Source organism: Pedobacter alluvionis, assembly GCF_003664035.1.
GTDB lineage: Bacteria > Bacteroidota > Bacteroidia > Sphingobacteriales > Sphingobacteriaceae > Pedobacter > Pedobacter alluvionis.
The window spans coordinates 509,635-530,690 of record NZ_RCCK01000011.1 but is presented as its reverse complement, the minus strand read 5'-3'; the positions used below and the strand labels follow the sequence as shown (position 1 = coordinate 530,690).

At 38.2% G+C, this 21,056-nt stretch carries 17 protein-coding genes; 8 read left to right on the top strand and 9 right to left on the bottom strand.

Annotated features, from left to right (window positions below; translation table 11 throughout):
• Positions 1-267: 267 nt before the first annotated feature.
• Positions 268-3,237, top strand: coding sequence for a glycoside hydrolase domain-containing protein (locus tag BCL90_RS09955; RefSeq protein WP_121283857.1), 2,970 nt, complete (start codon positions 268-270; stop codon positions 3,235-3,237).
• A 306-nt stretch (positions 3,238-3,543) separates the two neighbouring features.
• Here BCL90_RS09955 and BCL90_RS09950 read toward each other — a convergent pair whose 3' ends face one another.
• On the bottom strand, positions 3,544-4,176 hold the full coding sequence (locus BCL90_RS09950; RefSeq protein ID WP_121283856.1) for a gluconate 2-dehydrogenase subunit 3 family protein: 633 nt from the start codon (positions 4,174-4,176) through the stop codon (positions 3,544-3,546).
• 10 nt (positions 4,177-4,186) lie between these two features.
• A complete protein-coding gene (locus BCL90_RS09945; protein ID WP_121283855.1) occupies positions 4,187-5,923 on the bottom strand; it encodes a GMC family oxidoreductase in 1,737 nt (578 codons plus the stop codon).
• A 288-nt stretch (positions 5,924-6,211) separates the two neighbouring features.
• Here BCL90_RS09945 and BCL90_RS09940 point away from each other — a divergent pair, with 288 nt between their 5' ends.
• A complete protein-coding gene (locus BCL90_RS09940) occupies positions 6,212-7,399 on the top strand; it encodes a class I SAM-dependent methyltransferase (RefSeq protein ID WP_121283854.1) in 1,188 nt (395 codons plus the stop codon).
• A 186-nt stretch (positions 7,400-7,585) separates the two neighbouring features.
• On the opposite strand, the gene BCL90_RS09935 is transcribed toward BCL90_RS09940, so the two are convergent.
• Positions 7,586-7,945 carry a DUF1304 domain-containing protein gene (locus BCL90_RS09935; protein WP_121283853.1) on the bottom strand — a complete coding sequence of 120 codons (360 nt, stop codon included), beginning with the start codon at positions 7,943-7,945 and terminating at the stop codon, positions 7,586-7,588.
• 453 nt (positions 7,946-8,398) lie between these two features.
• On the opposite strand from BCL90_RS09935, the gene dnaK reads away from it, so the two are divergent.
• Positions 8,399-10,309 (top strand): molecular chaperone DnaK, encoded by a 1,911-nt coding sequence (gene dnaK / locus BCL90_RS09930; protein ID WP_121284589.1) that lies wholly within the window; start codon positions 8,399-8,401, stop codon positions 10,307-10,309.
• A 1,097-nt stretch (positions 10,310-11,406) separates the two neighbouring features.
• Here the strand turns inward: dnaK and BCL90_RS09920 are convergent.
• The 4 genes from BCL90_RS09920 to BCL90_RS09905 all read right to left on the bottom strand — a co-directional run bounded on the left by BCL90_RS09920 (position 11,407) and on the right by BCL90_RS09905 (position 15,295).
• Complete coding sequence (locus tag BCL90_RS09920) at positions 11,407-12,306, bottom strand: nucleotidyltransferase family protein (RefSeq protein ID WP_121283851.1); 900 nt, start codon at positions 12,304-12,306, stop codon at positions 11,407-11,409.
• 114 nt (positions 12,307-12,420) lie between these two features.
• Positions 12,421-13,995, bottom strand: a complete 1,575-nt coding sequence (locus BCL90_RS09915) for a helicase HerA-like domain-containing protein (protein ID WP_121283850.1) — start codon at positions 13,993-13,995, stop codon at positions 12,421-12,423.
• Positions 13,996-14,093: 98 nt separating this feature from the next.
• Complete coding sequence (locus tag BCL90_RS09910) at positions 14,094-14,393, bottom strand: chaperone modulator CbpM (protein WP_121283849.1); 300 nt, start codon at positions 14,391-14,393, stop codon at positions 14,094-14,096.
• 5 nt (positions 14,394-14,398) lie between these two features.
• Positions 14,399-15,295, bottom strand: coding sequence for a DnaJ C-terminal domain-containing protein (locus BCL90_RS09905; protein WP_121283848.1), 897 nt, complete (start codon positions 15,293-15,295; stop codon positions 14,399-14,401).
• A 763-nt stretch (positions 15,296-16,058) separates the two neighbouring features.
• Here BCL90_RS09905 and BCL90_RS09900 point away from each other — a divergent pair.
• The 4 genes from BCL90_RS09900 (at position 16,059) to BCL90_RS09885 (ending at position 18,912) form a co-directional block, all read left to right on the top strand.
• Positions 16,059-17,135 carry a PAS domain-containing sensor histidine kinase gene (locus tag BCL90_RS09900; RefSeq protein ID WP_121283847.1) on the top strand — a complete coding sequence of 359 codons (1,077 nt, stop codon included), beginning with the start codon at positions 16,059-16,061 and terminating at the stop codon, positions 17,133-17,135.
• 39 nt (positions 17,136-17,174) lie between these two features.
• Positions 17,175-17,825 carry a response regulator gene (locus BCL90_RS09895; protein ID WP_121283846.1) on the top strand — a complete coding sequence of 217 codons (651 nt, stop codon included), beginning with the start codon at positions 17,175-17,177 and terminating at the stop codon, positions 17,823-17,825.
• 121 nt (positions 17,826-17,946) lie between these two features.
• Complete coding sequence (locus BCL90_RS09890) at positions 17,947-18,465, top strand: RNA polymerase sigma factor (protein WP_121283845.1); 519 nt, start codon at positions 17,947-17,949, stop codon at positions 18,463-18,465.
• 69 nt (positions 18,466-18,534) lie between these two features.
• Positions 18,535-18,912, top strand: a complete 378-nt coding sequence (locus BCL90_RS09885) for a response regulator (protein WP_121283844.1) — start codon at positions 18,535-18,537, stop codon at positions 18,910-18,912.
• 147 nt (positions 18,913-19,059) lie between these two features.
• On the opposite strand, the gene BCL90_RS09880 is transcribed toward BCL90_RS09885, so the two are convergent.
• Positions 19,060-19,554, bottom strand: a complete 495-nt coding sequence (locus BCL90_RS09880; RefSeq protein ID WP_121283843.1) for a hypothetical protein — start codon at positions 19,552-19,554, stop codon at positions 19,060-19,062.
• On the bottom strand, positions 19,544-20,002 hold the full coding sequence (locus BCL90_RS09875; protein WP_121283842.1) for a sigma-70 RNA polymerase sigma factor region 4 domain-containing protein: 459 nt from the start codon (positions 20,000-20,002) through the stop codon (positions 19,544-19,546). The genes BCL90_RS09880 and BCL90_RS09875 overlap by 11 nt, the downstream gene beginning before the upstream one ends.
• Before the next feature lie 148 nt (positions 20,003-20,150).
• On the opposite strand from BCL90_RS09875, the gene xth reads away from it, so the two are divergent.
• Entirely contained in the window at positions 20,151-20,927 is a 777-nt protein-coding gene (xth, locus tag BCL90_RS09870; RefSeq protein WP_121284588.1) for an exodeoxyribonuclease III, read from the top strand.
• Positions 20,928-21,056: the final 129 nt, after the last annotated feature.

Below are 21,056 nucleotides of genomic sequence, written 5' to 3'. Positions count from 1 at the left end.
AATGTCTGCAGCATACCTTTAAAGGAATATTAATATAGAATTGAGGTTAATGGAATGGAATTAAAGGGGGGATTAAGTTTTTGTGTCAGATGGTAACATCTGACACCACTATAAATCTATGGAATAAACTCCATAGGCGACATGCTCTCACCTAATGAACCATTGACCAATGACTAATGAACCAACAAAGCAAACTTTTGTCTCATTTTTTTACTACATAGCTTTATTTCAGTCTGCTATACATAAATTAGCTAAAACAAATTTGAAATGAAATTCAGGCTTTTTCTATTACTCTCTCTTTTCGGACAACTATCTCTTTGCGCGCAAACACTAAAATATACCAATGGCAACAATGCATGGAACCCAGATTCGTTAGGTAACCATAGAGTTGTTGTTCAATTTGCAGGTACAGGTAAAATCGCGCATGCAAAAATTGATTGGCGTAGGAGGGATGAACATCCGGAATTAAAAGGGATCATCATTCTGGATGCCAATGGGAAAACTGTTTCGGTTGTGGGTTCGGATAAGTTAACCAGAGAAAGTGCTAATGTTTATTTCGAAACTTCTGGCGCTGGAAAATATTATGTGTATTACCTCGCTCATAAAAATGATGGGAGAAGCAATTATCCAAAAGGTGTTTACATAAAACCTAAACAGATTGATCAGAACTGGTTATATAGGGCAAAACGGGTTAAAGTAAATATCGCTGTGATAGAGATCCAATCTATTGATGCTTTCAACTCTTTTTATCCAATGGAAGTAATTGCTACAGCCAAAGAAACATCGGCTATAAAAGCCAAGTATGCTTCGGAAGCTTTTGTCGTTTTTCCCGAAGACAGAATGTTTCCAATTAAAATGCAGAACGATTTACCTTATCGTTGGATACAAAAGGGTGCTGCAAATACTTTTACAGGTTCAGCAAGTAAAGGCGAAAATTATGCTTTACAACTGGGTGTATTTGCTTTGAAGGATCTAAATAACCTAACAGTAAGCTTTGGGGATCTAAAAACCTCCACCGGAAAAGTAATCTCTTCGAAATACATCAACTGTTTAAATACCAATGGTACCAGTTATGATAACAAAGCCTTGGTTGAAATGGTAAATGTAACGTCTGGTAAGATACAACCAATGTGGATCACAATTAATATCCCTAAAAATACGGATGCAGGTGTTTATGCCGGTAAATTTACGGTTAAAGCCAATGGAAAAGCTAAAGAAATTGATGCCAGAATTACTGTTGGTAACGAAGTGTTAGCTGATGCTGGTGTAGGAACGCCAAATAAACAGACCCGTTTAACATGGTTAAATTCTACTTTGGCACAGGCCAATACCGTAGTGGCTCCTTATACGCCATTAACTGTTGAAGGTAATGTAATTTCTCTTTTGGGAAGGAAATTTGAAATCAATGCAGATGGTTTTCCTAAACAGATCCAGACTTTCTTTAATGCTGAAATGACCGCTTATAGCGAAAAACCAAATAATATCCTGGCAGAACCGATTCACTTTCACTTCTTTAATACGCCAAAAACGCAAGAGAAATTTGTACCAGGCAATTTCCAGATTACCAGTAAAGAAGCTGGAACAGTAAAATGGTCGGCGACTAATACTTCTGAAAACCTGAAAATGGATTTAGAAGGTGCTTTAGAGTTTGATGGTTATGTACATTATGTAGTTAAGGTTACCGCTTTAAAAGATGTAGAATTCAGTAATGTTGATTTTCACATCCCTTTTGATAAAGGGTCTACTAAATATTTAATGGGCTTAGGAGAGAAAGGTGGTGTTAGACCGGATACCGTAAAATGGAAATGGGATGTAGCCAATAAAAACCAGGATGCCGTTTGGATTGGCAATGTAAATGCAGGCCTATATTACAATTTAAGAGATGAGAACTATGTTCGCCCTTTGAATACCAATTTCTACCTTCAGAAGCCTTTATTATTACCTAAATCGTGGGGTAATGGAGATAAAGGAGGGATCCAGATCAATGTAAAAGGAAGTTCGATGCTGGCCGATAACTTTACAGGTGCCAGAAGCATGAAAAAGGGGGACGTGCTTTATTATAATTTCAATTTACTGATTACTCCTTTCCATTTACTTAACACCGATTTTCAATGGGATAACCGCTTTTATCATAAATATGGCGATTTAGATTCTATTAAATTGACAGGAGCAACAGTAGTGAATATTCACCATGCTACACCAATTAATCCCTGGATCAACTATCCATTTATCGAATGGAAAAAGATGAAAGGTTATATTGATAACGCACATTCAAAAGGCTTAAAGGTGAAGATTTACAACACTGTTAGGGAATTATCCAATCATGCTTATGAATGGCCTGCTTTAAGAAGTCTGGGTACTGAAGTCTATTCGCCTGGCAAGGGCGGTGGTTTTAGCTGGTTACAGGAACATTTAGATTCGAACTATATTGCTGCCTGGTTTGTGCCTGAAATTAAAGATGCTGCTGTAATTAACAGTGGAATGAACCGTTGGCATAACTATTATGTAGAAGGAATGAATTGGCTGGTAAATAATGTGGGCATAGATGGCGTGTATTTAGACGATGTGGCCTTCGATCGCGTAACCATGAAGCGGATTAAACGTGTACTGACACAGAATAACCATCCGGGCATTATCGATCTGCATTCAGCAAATCAATACAATAAAAGCGATGGTTTTAACAATAGCACCATTTTATATCTGGAGCATTTTCCTTACCTGAACCGTTTATGGTTTGGCGAATATTTTGATTACCAGAAAAACAATCCTGATTTCTTTTTAACCGAAGTAAGCGGTATTCCATTCGGTTTAATGGGAGAGATGTTGCAGGATGATGGAAACCCCTGGCGTGGTATGATTTATGGCATGACAAGCCGTTTGGGCTGGTCTGACAAAAGTGATCCAAAACCGCTGTGGAAAGCCTGGGATAATTTCGGTATTAAAGGATCTGAAATGATCGGTTATTGTAGTGAAAACTGTCCGGTTAAAACAGATAATCCTAAGGTATTGGCAACAGTTTATAAGCAAAAAGGTAAAATAATGATTGCTTTAGCCAGCTGGGCAGAGAGCGATGTAAAGATTAACTTGGCGATTGATTGGGTTAAACTGGGTTTAGATGGGGCGAAAGCTAAAATTACTGCTCCGGCAATTGATCAGTTTCAAAAGGCGGGGAATTATGCTGATGGGAAATCGATTCTGGTTGAAAGGGGAAAAGGTTTGATTTTGATAGTGGAATAGAGAGAAGCTATAGTCCCCCGTTTGCAACGGGGACTATTGAGATACACATTTGTAACGAGGACAATGTTGAGTCTTTATTGCAATAAATAAAAGAAGTCAAGTTTTTAAAACTTGACTTCTTTGGTATAAGATTATATTTTCAATGTGCTGTGGTTCGTGTCTTCACGAGCCATGTCATTTTGCATTGGTCGTCATTGCGAGGAGGAACGACGAAGCAATCTTACAACGATCGCTACTAGCTAGCGCTTTAAGATTGCTTCGTCGGCTGAAAAAGCCTTCTCGCAATGACGAATTTTTCGCATACAATTATACCTTCACATTTTCCATTCCATACTGCTTCAGTACATCAGCAGGAACTCCGGCCCATTGGTTTGGCGCATTACCCACATAACCAATGTCTTTTACGCCTATTTCTGTAGTGTAAAAACCTGATGCCGTTAAATTTCTCATTCTATTGAAAAAAGTTACCCCTGCCTGCATTTCTGGCCTGGCTTTTTTAGGGTAGGCAATTTCATCTACAATCGAGATCTGCTGATCTCCCGAAGCTTCAACAAAGGGTTTTTGGAATTTATTAAAGCTATACAAATCGAGCCATTTCAGGCCGCCCCGCATCGGTACTTTATGTTCAGTAATATCTTTTACTATAAATTCGATAAACTCTGGCACTTTGGCATCGGATGCACTGCCCGAAACATCATCTTTAGGAATAATGATATCGGCCAAAACCGTAATCGTAGCCATTTCATGTTTAGTGAAAAAGGTTTCTGATTTCAGATTTTTATCGCGGTCTAATTCCCATTGCTCCCTTCCTGCTTCTTTTGCGCTTTCTTCTGGTGCGGCAACTTCGGTTTTTGTTTCGGGCTGTTTACAGGCATCAAGCAGCACGCTTGTGCTTATTGCTGTTAAACCTAATGCTTTTAGTGAATCACGTCTGTTCATATGGTAATTCTTAAATGTTTTGTTTTTTCTTTTGGGCTAAAATATATTCTGCAGTGCGCATCGAAAGGGCTAAAATCGTCCAGGTGGCATTTTTGTCACCCTGTTGCACAAATGGCCCTGCATCTACCACAAATAGATTTTTACAGTCGTGTGCCTGGCAGTATTTATTTAGCGCCGATTTTTTAGGATCATCACCCATGCGGATGGTACCCACTTCATGGATGATTTTTCCAGGGTTGAGTAAACCATAATTGGTATCTGCGCCTTGAATTTCAGAAGTAACCACAGCACCCATTTCCTTCATAATCGAAAGAAAGGTTTCCTGCATGTGTTTAGCCTGTAGAATTTCATCTTTGTCCCATTTGTAGTTAAATCTTAAAACCGGGATACCGTATTTATCTACTGTGTTCGGGTCGATTTCGCAATAGTTACTTTCTCTGGCAATTGCGGTACCACGGCCAGCCATGCCAACACCAGTGCCATAAAACCGGCGGTAATCATCTTTTAATGATTTTCCATAACCTCCGGCTTCTTTCATTTTACCATCTCTGCCAGGCACCATTCCGTTCATTTGAGCCACACCACCACCAAAACCGTAAGCAGGCATGCCCATTCCGCCCCAATATTCGATATGGTAACCACGTGGGAAATTCAATTTTCTGTTGTCTAACCACCATGGCGAATAAATGTGTACACTGCCTACACCATCTTCATTATAACGTTTCCTGTCCATCAATTGTGGCAGGAATCCTGAAACACTTGCGCCTGTGGAATCGTGCAGGTATTTCCCAACCACTCCACTGCTGTTTGCCAGGCCATTTGGATGTGAAGTTGATTTTGAATTCAATAAAATACGTGCTGATTCGCAGGCACTGGCGCCTAAAATAACCAGTTTTCCATTTACCTGGTATTCTTGCAAATCTTTACGGTTTACATAAGAAACACCTTTAGCCGTACCATCTTTGTCCGTAATCACTTCTCGCACCATTGCGTCGGTAATTACAGTCAGGTTTCCTGTTTTTACTGCAGGGTTTACCAAACATGATGAGGATGAAAAATCGCCATAAACCTTACAGCTTCTGCCACATTGGCCACAGTAAAAACAAGGTGCGCGATCATTGTTATTCTGCAAAGCTTCTGTTAATACAGACCCGCGACCGGTAATTACTTTTACCCCGGCTTTTTCTGCTCCTTTTTTGATGAAAAGCTCGTTTAACCTGGGTTTTGGTGGTTTCATAAAGATGCCATCAGGTTCATTTTCTAAACCTTCAGCTGTTCCGTAAATACCGATCATGCGGTCAACTTTATCATAAAATGGTTTTACATCGGCATAGGTTATTGGCCAGGCATCGGTTAAACCATCTTTAGGTTTAAAATCGTCAGGACCCATCCGCAAAGAAATCCTTCCCCAGTGATTGGTACGGCCACCGAGCATGCGCGAACGGAACCATTCGAATTCACTTTTGTTTTTCTGTGTATAAGGCTCGCCTTCTAATTCCCATCCCCCGTAAGAAGCATCAAAATCTCCGAATGGACGAACAGTACCTGCCCCACGGCGTGGCGACTCCCATGGCCATTTTAATTGATGTGAATCTAAACGTGGATCGAAATTTTGACCAGCTTCAAGTAATAAAACCTTTTGACCAGCATGCGCCAGAACATAGGCTGCCATCCCGCCACCGGCTCCTGAGCCAACAACAATGGCATCATAAACAGTAGGCGATTTTTTTATCTGAAAGTCACTCATGTATTGTGATTAGCTATTTAAATATCCTAATCTAGAATTTAATTTTCTGAAAAAAAAGCGTTGTGCTACTTTGGAATCAATATAGATAATGGTGCCTTTTTGTATTTCTAAATCGTATTATGTCATTCATTTATTTAAATCAATACCAACGATTTTTCTGCTTGAAAATGGCTGTCCATATTACATTTTAACTCTTCCGTATTTTTATATGGTCGCTCTATTGTTACATTATCATAGGTATATGCCGCTCCAGATAAACTTGATTATCTTTGTATTTTAAATTTATAAATGCCAGTGTCGGAATATATAGAACAATTTATCACAGCTTTAAAAGAAAGCCTGAATGTAACAACATTTGTAAAAGTTTCTTTGGGGAACTACAAAGGAGCAGAGGAAGCCTTAAAACAATTGCTGATCCGTAAGGTGGTGATCAAACGCGAAGATAAACTGGCTTTTACCTATCGTTATAAAACACGCGATGTGGTGAAAAACTATGCCATTGATGAGGCAATCGATTTAATTGTGGGTTATCTGGAGAATGGATTTAAAATAGCTACGCTGTTTACCACAGAAAATGACCTGATATTGGAAGAACTGAACAATGGAAAAATTGTATTGAGGAAAGGTAAAGCATCAAGTGCAATAGCGCCATCTTCCTACCATGACAAAGAAAAAACCAGGTTGATCAAACCTGATTCGAAATCATATTTAACTGAATTAAAAATTACCGGCACAGACGGAAAGGTTTTTAAAAATGCGCAGGATAAATTCAGGCAGATTAACCATTATATTGAAATTTTAAGTTCTTTAATAAAAGAACTGCCAGAAGGGACGATTAAAAAAGTGGCTGATATGGGCTCTGGTAAAGGTTATCTAACTTTTGCACTGTATGATTACCTGCATTCGGTTTTAAAACTGGAAAGCGAGGTGACAGGAGTAGAGTACCGTCAGGATATGGTTGACTTGTGTAACCAGGTTGCTGTTAAATCTGCTTTCGATAAATTGAATTTTGTACAGGGAACCATTGAAGATTATCAGGCTGAGAATGTAAATCTTTTAATTGCATTACATGCCTGCGATACAGCAACCGATGATGCCATTTATAAAGGGATTAAAGCGGATGCTGAACTGATTGTGGTTGCACCATGTTGCCATAAACAGATCCGCAGGGAAATAGAGAAAAGCAAAGTGAAAAACGATGTTTCTTTTTTAACCAAATATGGGATCTTTTTAGAACGTCAGGCCGAAATGGTTACGGATGGAATAAGGGCTTTGATTTTAGAGTATTTCGGTTATAAAACAAAGGTTTTTGAATTTATCTCTGATGCACACACGCCAAAAAATGTGCTTGTAGTGGGGGTAAAGGGCAAGGCGCATAGCGCAGAGCGAAAAGCAGAGATTTTACTCAGAATTAAAGCAAGCAAGGAGTATTTTGGGATTGGTTACCATCATTTGGAACGGTTGCTGGAGTTGTAGATTTTTAATGCGGCCGTCATGCTGAATTTATTTCAGCATCCTTCACGATAAGACCCTGAAACAAGTTCAGGGTGACGATCGAATTGTTAAGTTGATCACTAAGAGCGGATAGCTTATGCATATAATATTAATGGCGCCAGGAATTTACCATATTGGTTGGTGTGACACCAACCAACAGAATGGAACTTACAGGTGCAATAAAATCAATGCGATTAATGCCGGGATGGATTGCACATAAAGGATTTTTTTACTGGCTGTTGCGGCGCCATAAATTCCGGCAATAATTACGCAGGTTAAAAAGAATATGGCCACATAAAGTTTCCATTGAGGGTCGCCGATACATAACGACCAGATTAAACCTGCTGCTAAAAAGCCATTGTACAAGCCTTGATTGGCAGCCAATGTTTTTGTTGGTACGAATAAATCTTTCGGGATGGTTTTAAAAACTTTTGGTGCTTTGGTGGTCCAGGCGAACATTTCCAACCAAAGGATGTAGATGTGGATAAAGGCGACTAAGCCGATTACGATTTGTGCTGCTATTTGCATTTTTTTGGTGATTATAAGGGTTTTTAGGTGATTACAAAGATTTAAATGATTGCACCGATTGATTGTAATTTAAATATATAAAACTTTGAGGGCATTTAGACGATCACTTACTATTTCTGCTTGTGTTTTTATCACCGAAGCACAAAAAAACGCTGTTCAATAAACCCGATAATAGCGAACACGAGTGAAACGAAGTTAAGCGGTTAGCGGGGCAGGTGCTGCCGAAGAACTGCTGACTTTTATTTTCAAATCATTTTAAGGAATCTGCAATTGCTTTAGTCTTTAAGCTTTAGCCTTTTAGCTTATTTCTGTCATGCTGTCAGTAAACTATAGCCTCTTTTTTTACATTTTAACAGTCTTTTACCTATATTTTCTGCCAAAAACCAATTGGCACAAGCATTGTTTAATAGCAGTAGAAATTATAATACTTTAAAAAGAGAAATTAAAAATACAATGGGAAAAATTATTGGAATAGACTTAGGAACAACAAACTCTTGCGTGAGCGTAATGGAGGGCAACGAGCCTGTAGTTATCGCAAACAGTGAGGGTAAACGTACTACACCGTCTATTGTTGCTTTTGCAGAAAACGGTGAGCGTAAAGTTGGCGAGCCTGCTAAACGTCAGGCTATAACCAACCCAACAAAAACGATATATTCGATTAAACGCTTTATGGGTAACAGCTACGACGAAAGTGCGAAAGAAGCTGGGCGTGTACCTTATAAAGTGGTTAAAGGTGATAACAATACACCACGTGTTGAAATCGACGACAGAAAATATACTCCACAAGAGATTTCTGCAATGATTTTGCAGAAAATGAAAAAAACTGCTGAAGATTTCTTAGGTCAGGAAGTTACAGAAGCCGTAATTACGGTACCAGCTTATTTTAATGATGCACAACGTCAGGCTACTAAAGAAGCTGGTGAAATTGCAGGTTTAACTGTAAAACGTATCATTAACGAGCCTACTGCTGCTGCTTTAGCCTATGGTTTAGATAAAGCACACAAAGACATGAAAATTGTTGTGTTTGACTGTGGTGGTGGTACACATGACGTTTCTGTATTGGAATTAGGCGATGGTGTTTTCGAAGTAAAATCTACTGATGGTGATACACACTTAGGTGGTGATGACTTTGACCACATTATTATCGATTGGTTAACTGAAGAATTTAAATCAGAAAACAGCATGGACCTTGCAAAAGATCCAATGGCTTTACAACGTTTAAAAGAAGCTGCTGAGAAAGCTAAAATTGAGTTATCAAGCACCACTTCGACAGAAATTAACTTACCATACATTACTGCTGATGCCAGCGGCCCTAAACACTTAGTGCGTACATTATCTCGTGCTAAATTTGAGCAATTGGCTGATAGTTTGATAAAACGTACTATCGATCCTTGTAAATCTGCTTTGAAAAATGCTGGTTTAAGCACAAGCGATATCGACGAAATTATTTTGGTAGGTGGTTCAACCCGTATCCCTGCAATCCAGGAAGCGGTTAAAGCTTTCTTCGGTAAAGAGCCAAGTAAAGGTGTTAACCCTGATGAGGTTGTAGCGATTGGTGCTGCTATTCAGGGTGGTGTGTTAACTGGTGATGTGAAAGATGTATTGTTATTAGACGTTACTCCTTTATCATTAGGTATCGAAACTATGGGTGGTGTAATGACTAAATTAATCGAGTCTAACACAACTATCCCAACTAAAAAATCGGAAACTTTCTCAACTGCAGCTGATAACCAGCCTTCAGTAGAAATCCATATTTTACAAGGTGAGCGCCCAATGGCTGGCCAGAACCGTACAATTGGCCGTTTCATTTTAGATGGTATTCCACCGGCACCTCGTGGTGTGCCTCAGGTTGAAGTATCGTTCGATATTGATGCCAACGGTATTTTACACGTAAGTGCTAAAGATAAAGCGACTGGTAAAGAGCAAAAAATCCGTATCGAAGCATCTTCAGGTTTAACTGATGCTGAGATCAAAAAAATGAAAGAAGAAGCTGAAGCTAATGCAGCAGATGATGCTAAGCAAAAAGAAGAAGCTGATAAAATCAACGGAGCCGATGCTTTAATTTTCTCAACTGAGAAACAATTAAAAGAGTTTGGTGATAAATTATCTGCGGATAAAAAAGCGCCAATCGAAGCTGGTTTAGAGAAATTAAAAGCAGCGCATTTATCACGTAACTTTGCAGATATCGATGCAGCACAAGCTGAATTGCAAAATGCATGGAACGTAGCATCAGAAGAAATGTACAAAGATGGCGGTCAGCCTCAAGGTGGTGAACAACCACAAGCTGATGGTCAACCTCAAGGTGGTGGCGATAATGTTACCGACGTTGATTTTGAAGAAGTAAAAGAAGACGATAAGAAATAGTCTTAAAGTCGGAGGTCCGTAAAGTCCGAAGATTTAAATATAGAAAGCGTTCCGGTTTAAAATCGGAACGCTTTTTTTTGTGGGCTAAATGTCTCGCGGGAGTTCAAAAAAGGCTTATATGTTCTTATATGTCTTATATGGTTCAAAATATTTTGGAAATGAATGTTCCGGTACTTTTCGGGAACTGCAGTCCCGCCATTCGCTACAATCTTTTAAACTTCTGTCATGCTGAGAACGAAGCATCTTTTCCATCTGTTGCAATTGCTTTGTATTAAGGCCATACTTTAAAAAGTATTTTCGCTGCTGTCGGGTTTATGGAGGAGGACTTGTTGTTTATGGCAGGTGTTTTAAACCTCGCAGATTTTCAAAACATGCGAAGGTTTGGAAAAGTACTTATATGACCTTAAATGTCTTATATGATCATAACCTGGTAGTTAATTTACTCAATATAAAAACAATTCGCTCAGTGAAAAAACCATAAAACAAACAATTGATCAATAGTCCAAAGAAGAAAATAGGACCATTCATAAATTGAAAAAACAAAGTATGTGTAGGGAAACGGAAAATATAATATGCTTTAGCTATTGCTTGTACAGTTGAGCTGTTTCCATCGGCCCCTTCATCAACCAATCCAGATGCAATGAATGTTATGAAAGTAAAAAGGACAAAAAGGAGCGAAGCGAAAATAAAAAGCCAGACTTTAAAATTATTGATTCCCATGTTCTTCTTTTTTGTTTGGCGTATTTGCATCCCACGCTACTATTAGACTTATTAAATGAAAACGTATTTGGCACAAAAGGAAGCCATACGCCCGTGTTTGTTGTAAAGGTAGGCCATTTCTTCGCTGAGTTGTCGAAACCTATTTCATAAAAAGGTAATCAGCATAGGTAAAAGCAAGATAAAGCGATTGGTCTGAGGTTATTTGCAATAGCTTGTGGCGATTTAAATACCTGATTATTGATGTTTTGAGGAATATTTTTTTTCTTCTGCTAATGGAGAAAGCAAATAGGTACGGTTAATTAAACCCGTACCTATCTGCGTAATTTTTGTATTTTCTTTAGCGTATCCTTAGGCTTTTAAAACTTCAGAATTCTAAATTAGTTCCATAGTTTTTCCGGATATGTTCCGTTTTTAACCAATTGGTCAATACTATCCTGAACATAAGGCTTGTCTTCTTTGTAAGTTACACCGAACCATTTGTTTGAGGTTGGTACTACTTTAAAGGTTGCTGTATTGCTTTTTACCAGGTTTTCGCCGATTAATGGAATAAAAAATTCTGCTTTAGGTTTATCTTTGTTCGCCTGGGCAAATTCTCTAAAAAGATCTTCTGTAATTTTGAATACTGCTGGTGTAAAGCCCCAGAAATTCATCGATACAGGCGTTTCAAATGCCAATGGAAATTCTTCGCCATTTTCTTCGTAAAAGATACTACCGTCTTTAGGATAAACTTTTGTGCGTTCTACAATTTCTTCCAGGTTGCCGGCTGCATCTACTTTACAAACACCGCGGGAAACAGCGCCAAACTCAGATAAAGTTTTGCCAATTTCGTAACCGATAATTGAATAATTGCTATCCGTCACTTCCGTGGTTAAGAAATCAACCATTTTTTTAAAGGCATCGAAACCATAATAATCATCAGCGTTAATTACGCAAAATGGTTCTTTAACTACGTTTCTACCCGATAGGATTGCGTGTGCAGTACCCCAGGGTTTTTCTCTATAAATTTCTTCTTCTATTCCGAACTGTTTTAGATCGAAATTTTGGAAAACATAATCTGTTTCTATTCTTCCTGCAAGTTTAGGTTCAAAAATAGCTTTAAAATTATCTACAAACTCTTCTTTAATGATAAATACAACTTTGCCAAAGCCAGCATTAATTGCATCGTATATTGAATAATCGATAATCGTTTCGCCATTTGGGCCAAAACCATCTATCTGTTTCATACTTCCATAACGGCTTGCCATACCGGCTGCCAATATTAATAGGGTGGGTTTCATTTATTACTTGTTAATTTTTGTTAGTGCCGAACTTTTTGATGATTAATGGAGTAACCTCTCTGGTTCGTATCGCGAAATTAATAATTTGAGCGTTTTAAAAGTTAAATAATTTGTTTAGAATCCAAAAAGTCCACCACCGGTTTTTGATCGTGTTTTCTTTCCGGTGAGCATGCCAAAAATGCCGCGAACAATTTCTTTACCAATTTGGCGGGTTATTGTCGCGCCCATTACCTGCTCAACAAGGCTCTTTTCACCCGGTTTAGGTTTGCTTTCCTTCTCAGCTTGTTTTTGAGCCTCAGCTTCCTGATTTTCCTGTTCTGCTGCTACAGTTTGTTCATTAATGCGCTGGGTTAAAATTTCGTAAGCACTTTCCCGATCAATTGCATCTTTATATTTAGTGTACATCGGACTGGCGTGAACCACCTGATCAAAATCTGCAGAAGTTAACGGTCCCATTACGGCTCTTGGTGGGGTAAGCATGGTTGCCGAAACCTCAGTTGGAATACCTTTTTCATTTAAAACGGTAACCAAAGCCTGTCCCGTACCCAATGAGGTTAATATTTTATCGATCTCATAAAAATCTGATTTCGGGTAGGTATTCACTGTCTTTTTCAGTGCATCTACATCATTTGGAGTAAAAGCCCTCAAAGCATGTTGCACGCGGTTGCCCAACTGACCTAAAACACTTTCCGGAACATCGGTAGGTGCCTGTGTACAAAAGAAAACACCAACACCTTTAGAACGGATGAGCCTGATAATGGTTTCTATCTGTTCTAAAAATGCTTTAGAAGAATTTTTGAATAATAAATGGGCCTCATCAAAAAAGAATACCAGCTTTGGTTTGTCTAAATCGCCAACTTCGGGCATGGTATTAAATAATTCAGCCAATAAGCTTAATAAAAATGTAGAGTATAATATGGGCTGGTTTTGAACATCAGAGATATTTAACAGACTAATGGTTCCTTTGCCATCAACCCGTTCGGAAAGATCTTCTATATCAAACGATTTTTCGCCAAACATACCACCTAATCCTTGTTGTTCTATGGCAACTATTTTCCTGAGCATGGTACCTGATGTTGCAGTAGAAATACTGCCATAACTGCTTTTAATTTCGGCAGCACCAGCACCTTCTGAAAGATATGAGACTAGTTTTTTTAAATCATTTAAATCGATTATTGGTAGTTTATTATCATCGGCATATTTGAAGATAACTGCTAAAACACCTGCTTGTGTGTCGTTTAAATCTAAAATTTTTGATAATAGCGTAGGGCCAAATTCCAGCACTGTTGCACGCATCTGGGCGCCCATTTTACCTGAAAGTGAGTAAATCTCAACAGGGAAACCGGTTGGCGAAAAAGTTTTGTTGAGTTGTTGTGCTCTTTCTTCTATTTTCGGGTTAACGGAACCTGGTTGGTTTAAGCCTGATAAATCGCCTTTAACATCCAGCATAAACACTGGAACACCAGCATCTGATAACTGTTCTGCTAATAATTGCAGGGTTCGTGTTTTTCCGGTTCCTGTTGCTCCGGCAATTAAACCGTGTCTGTTCATCATTTTTAGTGATAAATTAACTTCGGCTTCGCTGTAAACTTGTCCGTCTAAAATTCCGGCGCCTAAATAAATGTACGACCCCGAAGGGGCATAGGATGATTTTATTTTTTCGATGAATTTTGAAGAAAGATCGCTCATTTTTTAAAATTAGATTGCCAATTTAAGAAACATATCTTAGAAGGTTATGTTTTTGCTGGCACTTTTAATCTGAAATACCTCACAATGGTTGTTTAGTATTACTGGTTAAGTTGCTTATAATAATTTAGTTCGTTCTGAAGCACGGTTATTTCCTGTTGCATATTTTGCAATTGATTAAGCAGATGAGAAACGGCGTGAATACCTTCCAGATTAATCTGCAGATCGTTTGCCAAACGAAGGTATTGCTCCAGCTTAGATAATTCATCGACAGGCAAAAAGACAGATTGCTTTTTAACGGTGGTACGGATCAGGCCAAAATCTTCAAGAGAATGGATAAAGTTGATTTCTACATGGTGATAAGAGCAAATTTCTTCTACAGGTATTAGATAGGTTTCCATAATGGTTAGAATTTGGAAAGTTTTTCGAATAATTCTTTTTGTTCAGCATTTAGATGGGTGGGTATTTTAACCTGCCATTTAATATACAGATCGCCGAATTGGTTATCTTTTTTGTAAACCGGAAACCCTTTGCCTTTTAATCTTAAAGTAGCATCTGGCTGTGTTCCTTCAGGTACTTTAAGTTTGACTTTGCCATTTAAGGTTTCTACAATTTTTTCGCCACCCAAAATGGCGGTATACAGATCTATTTCCTCCTGGATATAAATGTCATCCCCTTTCCGTTTGAATTTGGGGTCATCGGTAATATTGAATTTTATGAACAGATCGCCTGGAGGGCCGTTATTAACTCCAGGAGCACCGTAGCCCGGAAGTTTGATCTTTTGTCCGTTTTCTACACCAGCTGGAATGGTAATGCGTACCTGCTTGCCATTAACAGTTAAGGTTTGTTTGTGGGTGGTATAGGCATCAAGTAGGTTTAACTGTAAATCAGCATTGTAATCCTGGCCTTTAAAAGGTGAATTTCTGCTGCTTCTACCACCACCGCCACCAAACATGGAAGAAAAGAAATCAGAAAAATCTTCGCCACCAAAACCACCGGAATAGCTATTGCCACCATAACCCTGGCCTTGCGACTGGTATTGTCTTTGCTGCTGTTGCTGCGCATCAAGCTGATCGGCATGCTGCCAATCTTTGCCATATTTATCGTATTTCTTCCGTTTTTCAGGATCGCTTAAAACTTCGTTAGCTTCATTAATTTGCTGAAATTTTTTATTGGCTTCTTCATTGTTGGGATTGAGATCCGGATGATGTTTTCGGGCTAATTTTCTATAAGCTTTTTTAATATCCTCAGTGGGTGCATCTTTTTTTAAATCGAGGATTTTATAATAGTCTATGTAGTCCATGATGGTTTAACAAATTAATAAAGGGAATGTTCAATTTTATTGTATAAATGTAAGATTTTAGGACGGGAATGTGGAAAGGACTTTAGGCAAAGCGCAAAGTAAATTGGCAGTATTAAGCTATTATCAACTGACTGGTGAAGTTTAAACTATTGCAATCCAAAGGAAAACAAAAGATAAGTATTAAGTATAAATACCTGAAAACACCAAAAAAGAAGCGCTATCGTAACTATAAAATTGTCATCATGAGGGATAATTGATTTCTTTTGTCATACACACGAGATTACCCCGGCCAGTCGCCTATGGAGGTCTCCTCTACGGCTTGATTCATGTGCCGCAGAATGATTTATTTCATCGTGAATTTTAATTGCTGTGAAGAAATCAGCTCAACAGGTAAAATGTTTTTTAATTGGCTTGATGTAAAACAAAATAGCCACCTGTGCGATGGCTATTGGTAAGAAGAATTGTAGCTTCTTTTATGGTGTGCCTGCCCTCCGCGGATCTCCCACTCACAGGACTTTTTTATCTTTTCTTTATGTTTAACAATTTAGGTAATAGTTAGTTTTAATGCATCAAATAATTTTAAACATCGTGTGGAAAATGTTAATATCTCTGAAGGTGGATCAACAGCTATGTACGTGGTCTTATGCTAAGTAATTAAACCCATTCTTTTTTGAATAAAACATTTTTACTCCTATAGTGTTTCAAGTGTGACTGCTGATTCATTATTTATATCGTTTAGTGGCAAATTATCAAACATTAAATCATGGTCGAATTAAATAAAGAGCTTTTTTGTAATCTTGGTGACCGCTCTCTTGATGGTTATTTTATTTTCAACTATACTGCGCAAAATTTTTCATATCTAAATAAATCGATAGGTAATATTTGGGAGCTTGATCCTGATGAAGTGATCACTAATCCACAGCTACTTCTGGAGCGTGTACACCCTGAGGATGTAAGCCATGTGATGTCATGCTGCAAAGAATGCCTTGAAGCGCGTACGGATAAAAAATATGAATTCCGTTTGCTGTTTGCCAATAAGGAAAAATATGTACGTGTAATTGTATTTTCTGTTATTGATGGAGATGTTAAGCATTTGGTGGGTACGGTAGAAGACACCACAGTGGCACGCCATAATAAAATTCACATCGAACAAATAAATGCCCGAAAGAATATAACACTGGAAGTATTGGCGCACGATTTAAAAGAACCGCTGGGCATGATGAAATTAACGGCTTCATCCATGAAAGAGGATATTTCAAAAACGGGCGATGAGCAGATGATAAACTCGCTGGCTTTTATTCAGGAGATGTGTGAGCGAAACCTGCTTTTGGTACGCAGCATGATTAATCGTGAATTTTTAAAATCATCAGTAATTGAAATTGGGAAGGAGCGGGCAGATTTGGTTTGGGAACTTAGAGATGTGGTTCGTTTTTATAAACGATCAAAACTGGGGAAAATGAAAAACATTAAGTTCACCAGTCCGGCAGAGCAGATTTATCTGAACCTGGATAGCATGAAATTTTTGCAGGTCATCAATAACCTCATCTCAAATTCCATAAAATTTACTCCTGATTATGGAAATATTACTTTACATGCCGAAGAATATGAAAGTTCCGTTTTAATTACTGTAGCTGATGACGGGATCGGTATTCCGGAAGAGCTGCAGGCAGGCCTTTTTGACCAATTACCTGAAACCTTAAGGCCAGGTCTTAAGGGTGAAGAATCTGGAGGATTTGGTATGGGCATAATCAAGGCAATTGTTGAGTTACATCAGGGGAAAATCTGGTTTAAAAGCAAAATTGGTATCGGAACTACCTTCTACATAGAGCTGCCTAAGTAGCCGTTTTAATTTTAAAATGGCGTAAGTTATATTTGAATTATGATTAACATTATTCTTGCGGATGATCACCATATTATCCGGACCTCTATTAAAGCGCTTATAGAAAAACACGAAGGCATCAATGTTGTTGCAGAAGTACCAGATGGCTTAGCCGTTTTGGAGCTTCTTGAAAAAGGAACAAAAGCTGATATCATTTTATCAGATATTGTAATGCCAAGGCTTGATGGAATAGCTTTAGCCAATACTATTAAAGAGCGTGGATACAATACAAAGGTAGTGGTTTTGTCTATTTTAGAAGATGAAAAATATGCATCAAATGCTTTAATATCAGGTGCTTTTGCTTACCTGTCAAAAGATATTGAAGAAGATGAATTGCTGTTTTGCCTAAAGCACGTAATGAAGGGAAAACGGTATCTTTCTTCTAATATATGCATTTCCATTTTAGAGCGTTTTAATACGCAGCTGAATATGCTTTCACGAAAAATGAATACCGATATCAACTTCACAGAGCGCGAAATTAATGTGTTAAAACTCATCGCTGATGGGTTAACGAATCAGGAAATTGCCGATAAATTGTACTTAAGCAGGCGAACAGTGGAGAGTCAAAGAGAAGCTTTAATTAGTAAAACTGGTACAAAAAACTCCGCATCTTTAGTCCGTTTTGCCATGCGAAATGGTTATGTAGACTAGTGTTTTTGGTCGTTTTAGCGGCTTTTTTGAGCGATTTAAATAAACCGTAAAAAATCGGGTATTTTTACAAATAACATAAGGTATTGCTGTTTGTTGAATAATTACATCAGCCTTAACTAATATGGATACCTTAAATTTCAATTGCGACATCTACCAGTACAAACAACCACTTTTCGATCGCGCATTAGCTTACACACATGACGAAGACGACGCTGCCGATTTAGTTCAGGATACCTTTATGAAAGCATTTAGGTTTTCGGCTAAATTTGAAATGGGAAGCAACGTGCGGGCATGGCTTTTTACCATCCTGAAAAATACCTTTCTTAATCATTACTATAAGGTAAAACGTAAGAATGAAATGATCCAGCAGGAAGAAGATTTAACTTCCATCCAACTGGTTCCAAGTGCATCATCGAATGGTGGTGCCACAAAGTTTATCATGGAGGATATTCAGAAATCGCTAAATGCTTTGCCTGAGGATTGCCGGTTTTGCTTTTGCCGTTATTTTGAAGGGTATAAATACCATGAAATTGCTGCCGAGTTAAACATTCCCCTTGGCACTGTAAAAACGAAAATACACGTGGCCAGAGGCTTGCTGAAAAAAATGCTTAAAAATTATAAGTCTGGTTTAGCTGCCTAATATTTATTCGGTAAATTCGGGTATAAATACCTAGTATGAACTAAGCCACTTAAACTAGATTTGCTGCAAATGAGCAACACGCTAGTTAAGAAAATTCTTATAGTTGATGATGATGAGAACATTCATGATATTATAAAATTAATTTTCGAGGATGAACATTATCATATAAAAGGTATTTTAAATGCTGGTAATTTAGAAGAAACAATCGCTAATTTTTTACCAGATATTATTTTATTGGATATACTTATTGGTCAGTATGATGGCCGGGAAATTTGCAATAAGTTAAAGCATAATCCTAAAACAGCATACTTGCCAGTTATATTGTTTTCGGCTTTGAATATGGATAATCTAAGCTGTTCGCCCAATGATATCATCGAAAAACCTTTTGATATTATCAATCTGCAAGAGAAGGTGAAGGCATTGCTGAATAGCAATAAACTTGTTTGAACATAAAAAAGGGATAGACCAACAGCCTATCCCTATATCTAAACTCAAAACATGCGCTCAAACATGAATGAATCTTAACAACTAAACATTTCAGTTTAGTATTGGTTTTAAAAAAGACAGGTTTTATCTGTTAAATTCAGCATAATTTTACCTGATCTTTTGTTTTAGTTCTATTTTCAATTCTTTGATTTGTTCTTTTGCCTGTCTGTTCTCCAGATAAAAATAAATGGCACACGCTAAAAATACTTTTCCTAATACAAAGACTGCAATAAATACCCATTTCCAGGCTTTATTTACACGCATTTGGTTAGATTCTGATTCTACCTGTATATATTTTTCCTGCCTGCTTTCCCCATTAGATTTTTCCTGCCTGTATTCGGGCTCGAAAGTGGTTTGTAGCGCCTGGTTACGACGTTGGATTTCACTGATCTCGTGTTCAATTTTAGACAAAGTGCTGGCCGGTGGCTCAATACTCATGCTTTGTGCCAGTACTTCCATATCATATTCGAGAAGTTCCAAAGCTTCTTTGAATGCCGGATATTCTTTTTTTAGCGATAAAACTTGCTGTACCTCCTCTTCGGTGGCAATTCCCATTACATAGGTCTCCATTAAACCGCTTTCAATAATTTTATTAATTTCCACTTGTCCTCCTCATTTTATCGATTGATAATTTTAACTGATTGCGGATTTCGCTTTCATCACAGCCAATTGCCGCCGCCAGGTATGAAACTGATTTTCCATGGTAATATATTGCACAGAATATCCGTTTCTGTAAATCATCTAATAAATCCAGCCTTCCCTTGTTTAATGAGGGGTGAGGTTTTAACTGATGATCTTTTGCCGCAAACAAAGTTAATTTACTTTGTGCATATTGGCGCAGTTGGAGCCAGTTATTTAACCTGCATTTTTCCTGCAAAATAACAACGTCCTTAACAAATGAAGTAAGAATAGCAACCAAATGATCTTCTGGTTTTTGATGATCTTGCACGATGCCGTTGATATAGCCAGGCAGCATGGGTGCATACTGATCATAAAACCAACGGATGTCTTTTGATTCGGCAGAAGGATTGTTTGAAACTGCTTTGAACATGGGCTGTTTGAACCTGTGCTAAATGAATTGCAAGATAAGTCCAAATTTTTAAATTATCTGAATTATTTGACCAAAATGTGGCCTAATATTTAAGATCAAAAAATGCAACAATCTTCTATTTTTGGGTTTTAATGTTGAGCTTTATAAAATGAAAATAGCTACTTATAATGTAAATGGTGTAAATGGCCGCTTGCCTGTACTGTTACGTTGGCTGGAAGAAACCCAGCCAGATGTAGTGTGCCTGCAGGAATTGAAGGCACCGCAGGAAAAATTCCCTGAACAGGCGATTAAAGATGCAGGTTATAATGCGATCTGGCATGGACAGAAAAGCTGGAACGGAGTAGCTATACTGGCCAGAAATTTAGAAATAACAGAATTAAAGCGTGGTTTGGATGGAGATCCTGAAGACCTGCAGAGCAGGTATATAGAGGCAATGGTAAATGGTGTAGTAATTGGCTGTTTATACCTGCCAAATGGAAATCCGGCACCTGGTCCTAAGTTCGATTATAAAATGCAATGGTTTGAGCGTTTTGCTGCACACACTGCAACGCTGTTAGCTCGTGATATACCTGTTGTTTTAGCGGGCGATTATAATGTGATTCCGACCGAACTGGATGCCTATAAACCTGAGCGGTGGGTTGAAGATGCTTTATTCCGTCCGGAAACACGTTTAGCATTTAAAAATTTACTTGCCCAGGGCTGGACAGATGCCATCAGAAAATTATATCCTACCGAAACTATCTATACCTTTTGGGATTACTTCCGTAATGCTTATGGCAGAAATGCCGGATTAAGAATTGATCATTTTTTACTAAGTCCTCAGGTAAGCGATAGCTTAAAATCAGCAGGAGTAGATATGCACGTTAGGGGATGGGAAAAAACAAGCGACCACGGACCTGTTTGGATTGAACTGGATGAGCTGTAATTCAGATTAAGATTGTTTTAAATCGGTAACATCTAATTTGTTCCAATTAATTTTAACGATTCCCGGTCTGTTGGGATAGTATTTCATGACTTTAATCCATCGGGTTTATCCGTCAAGCCCGGCTCGGAG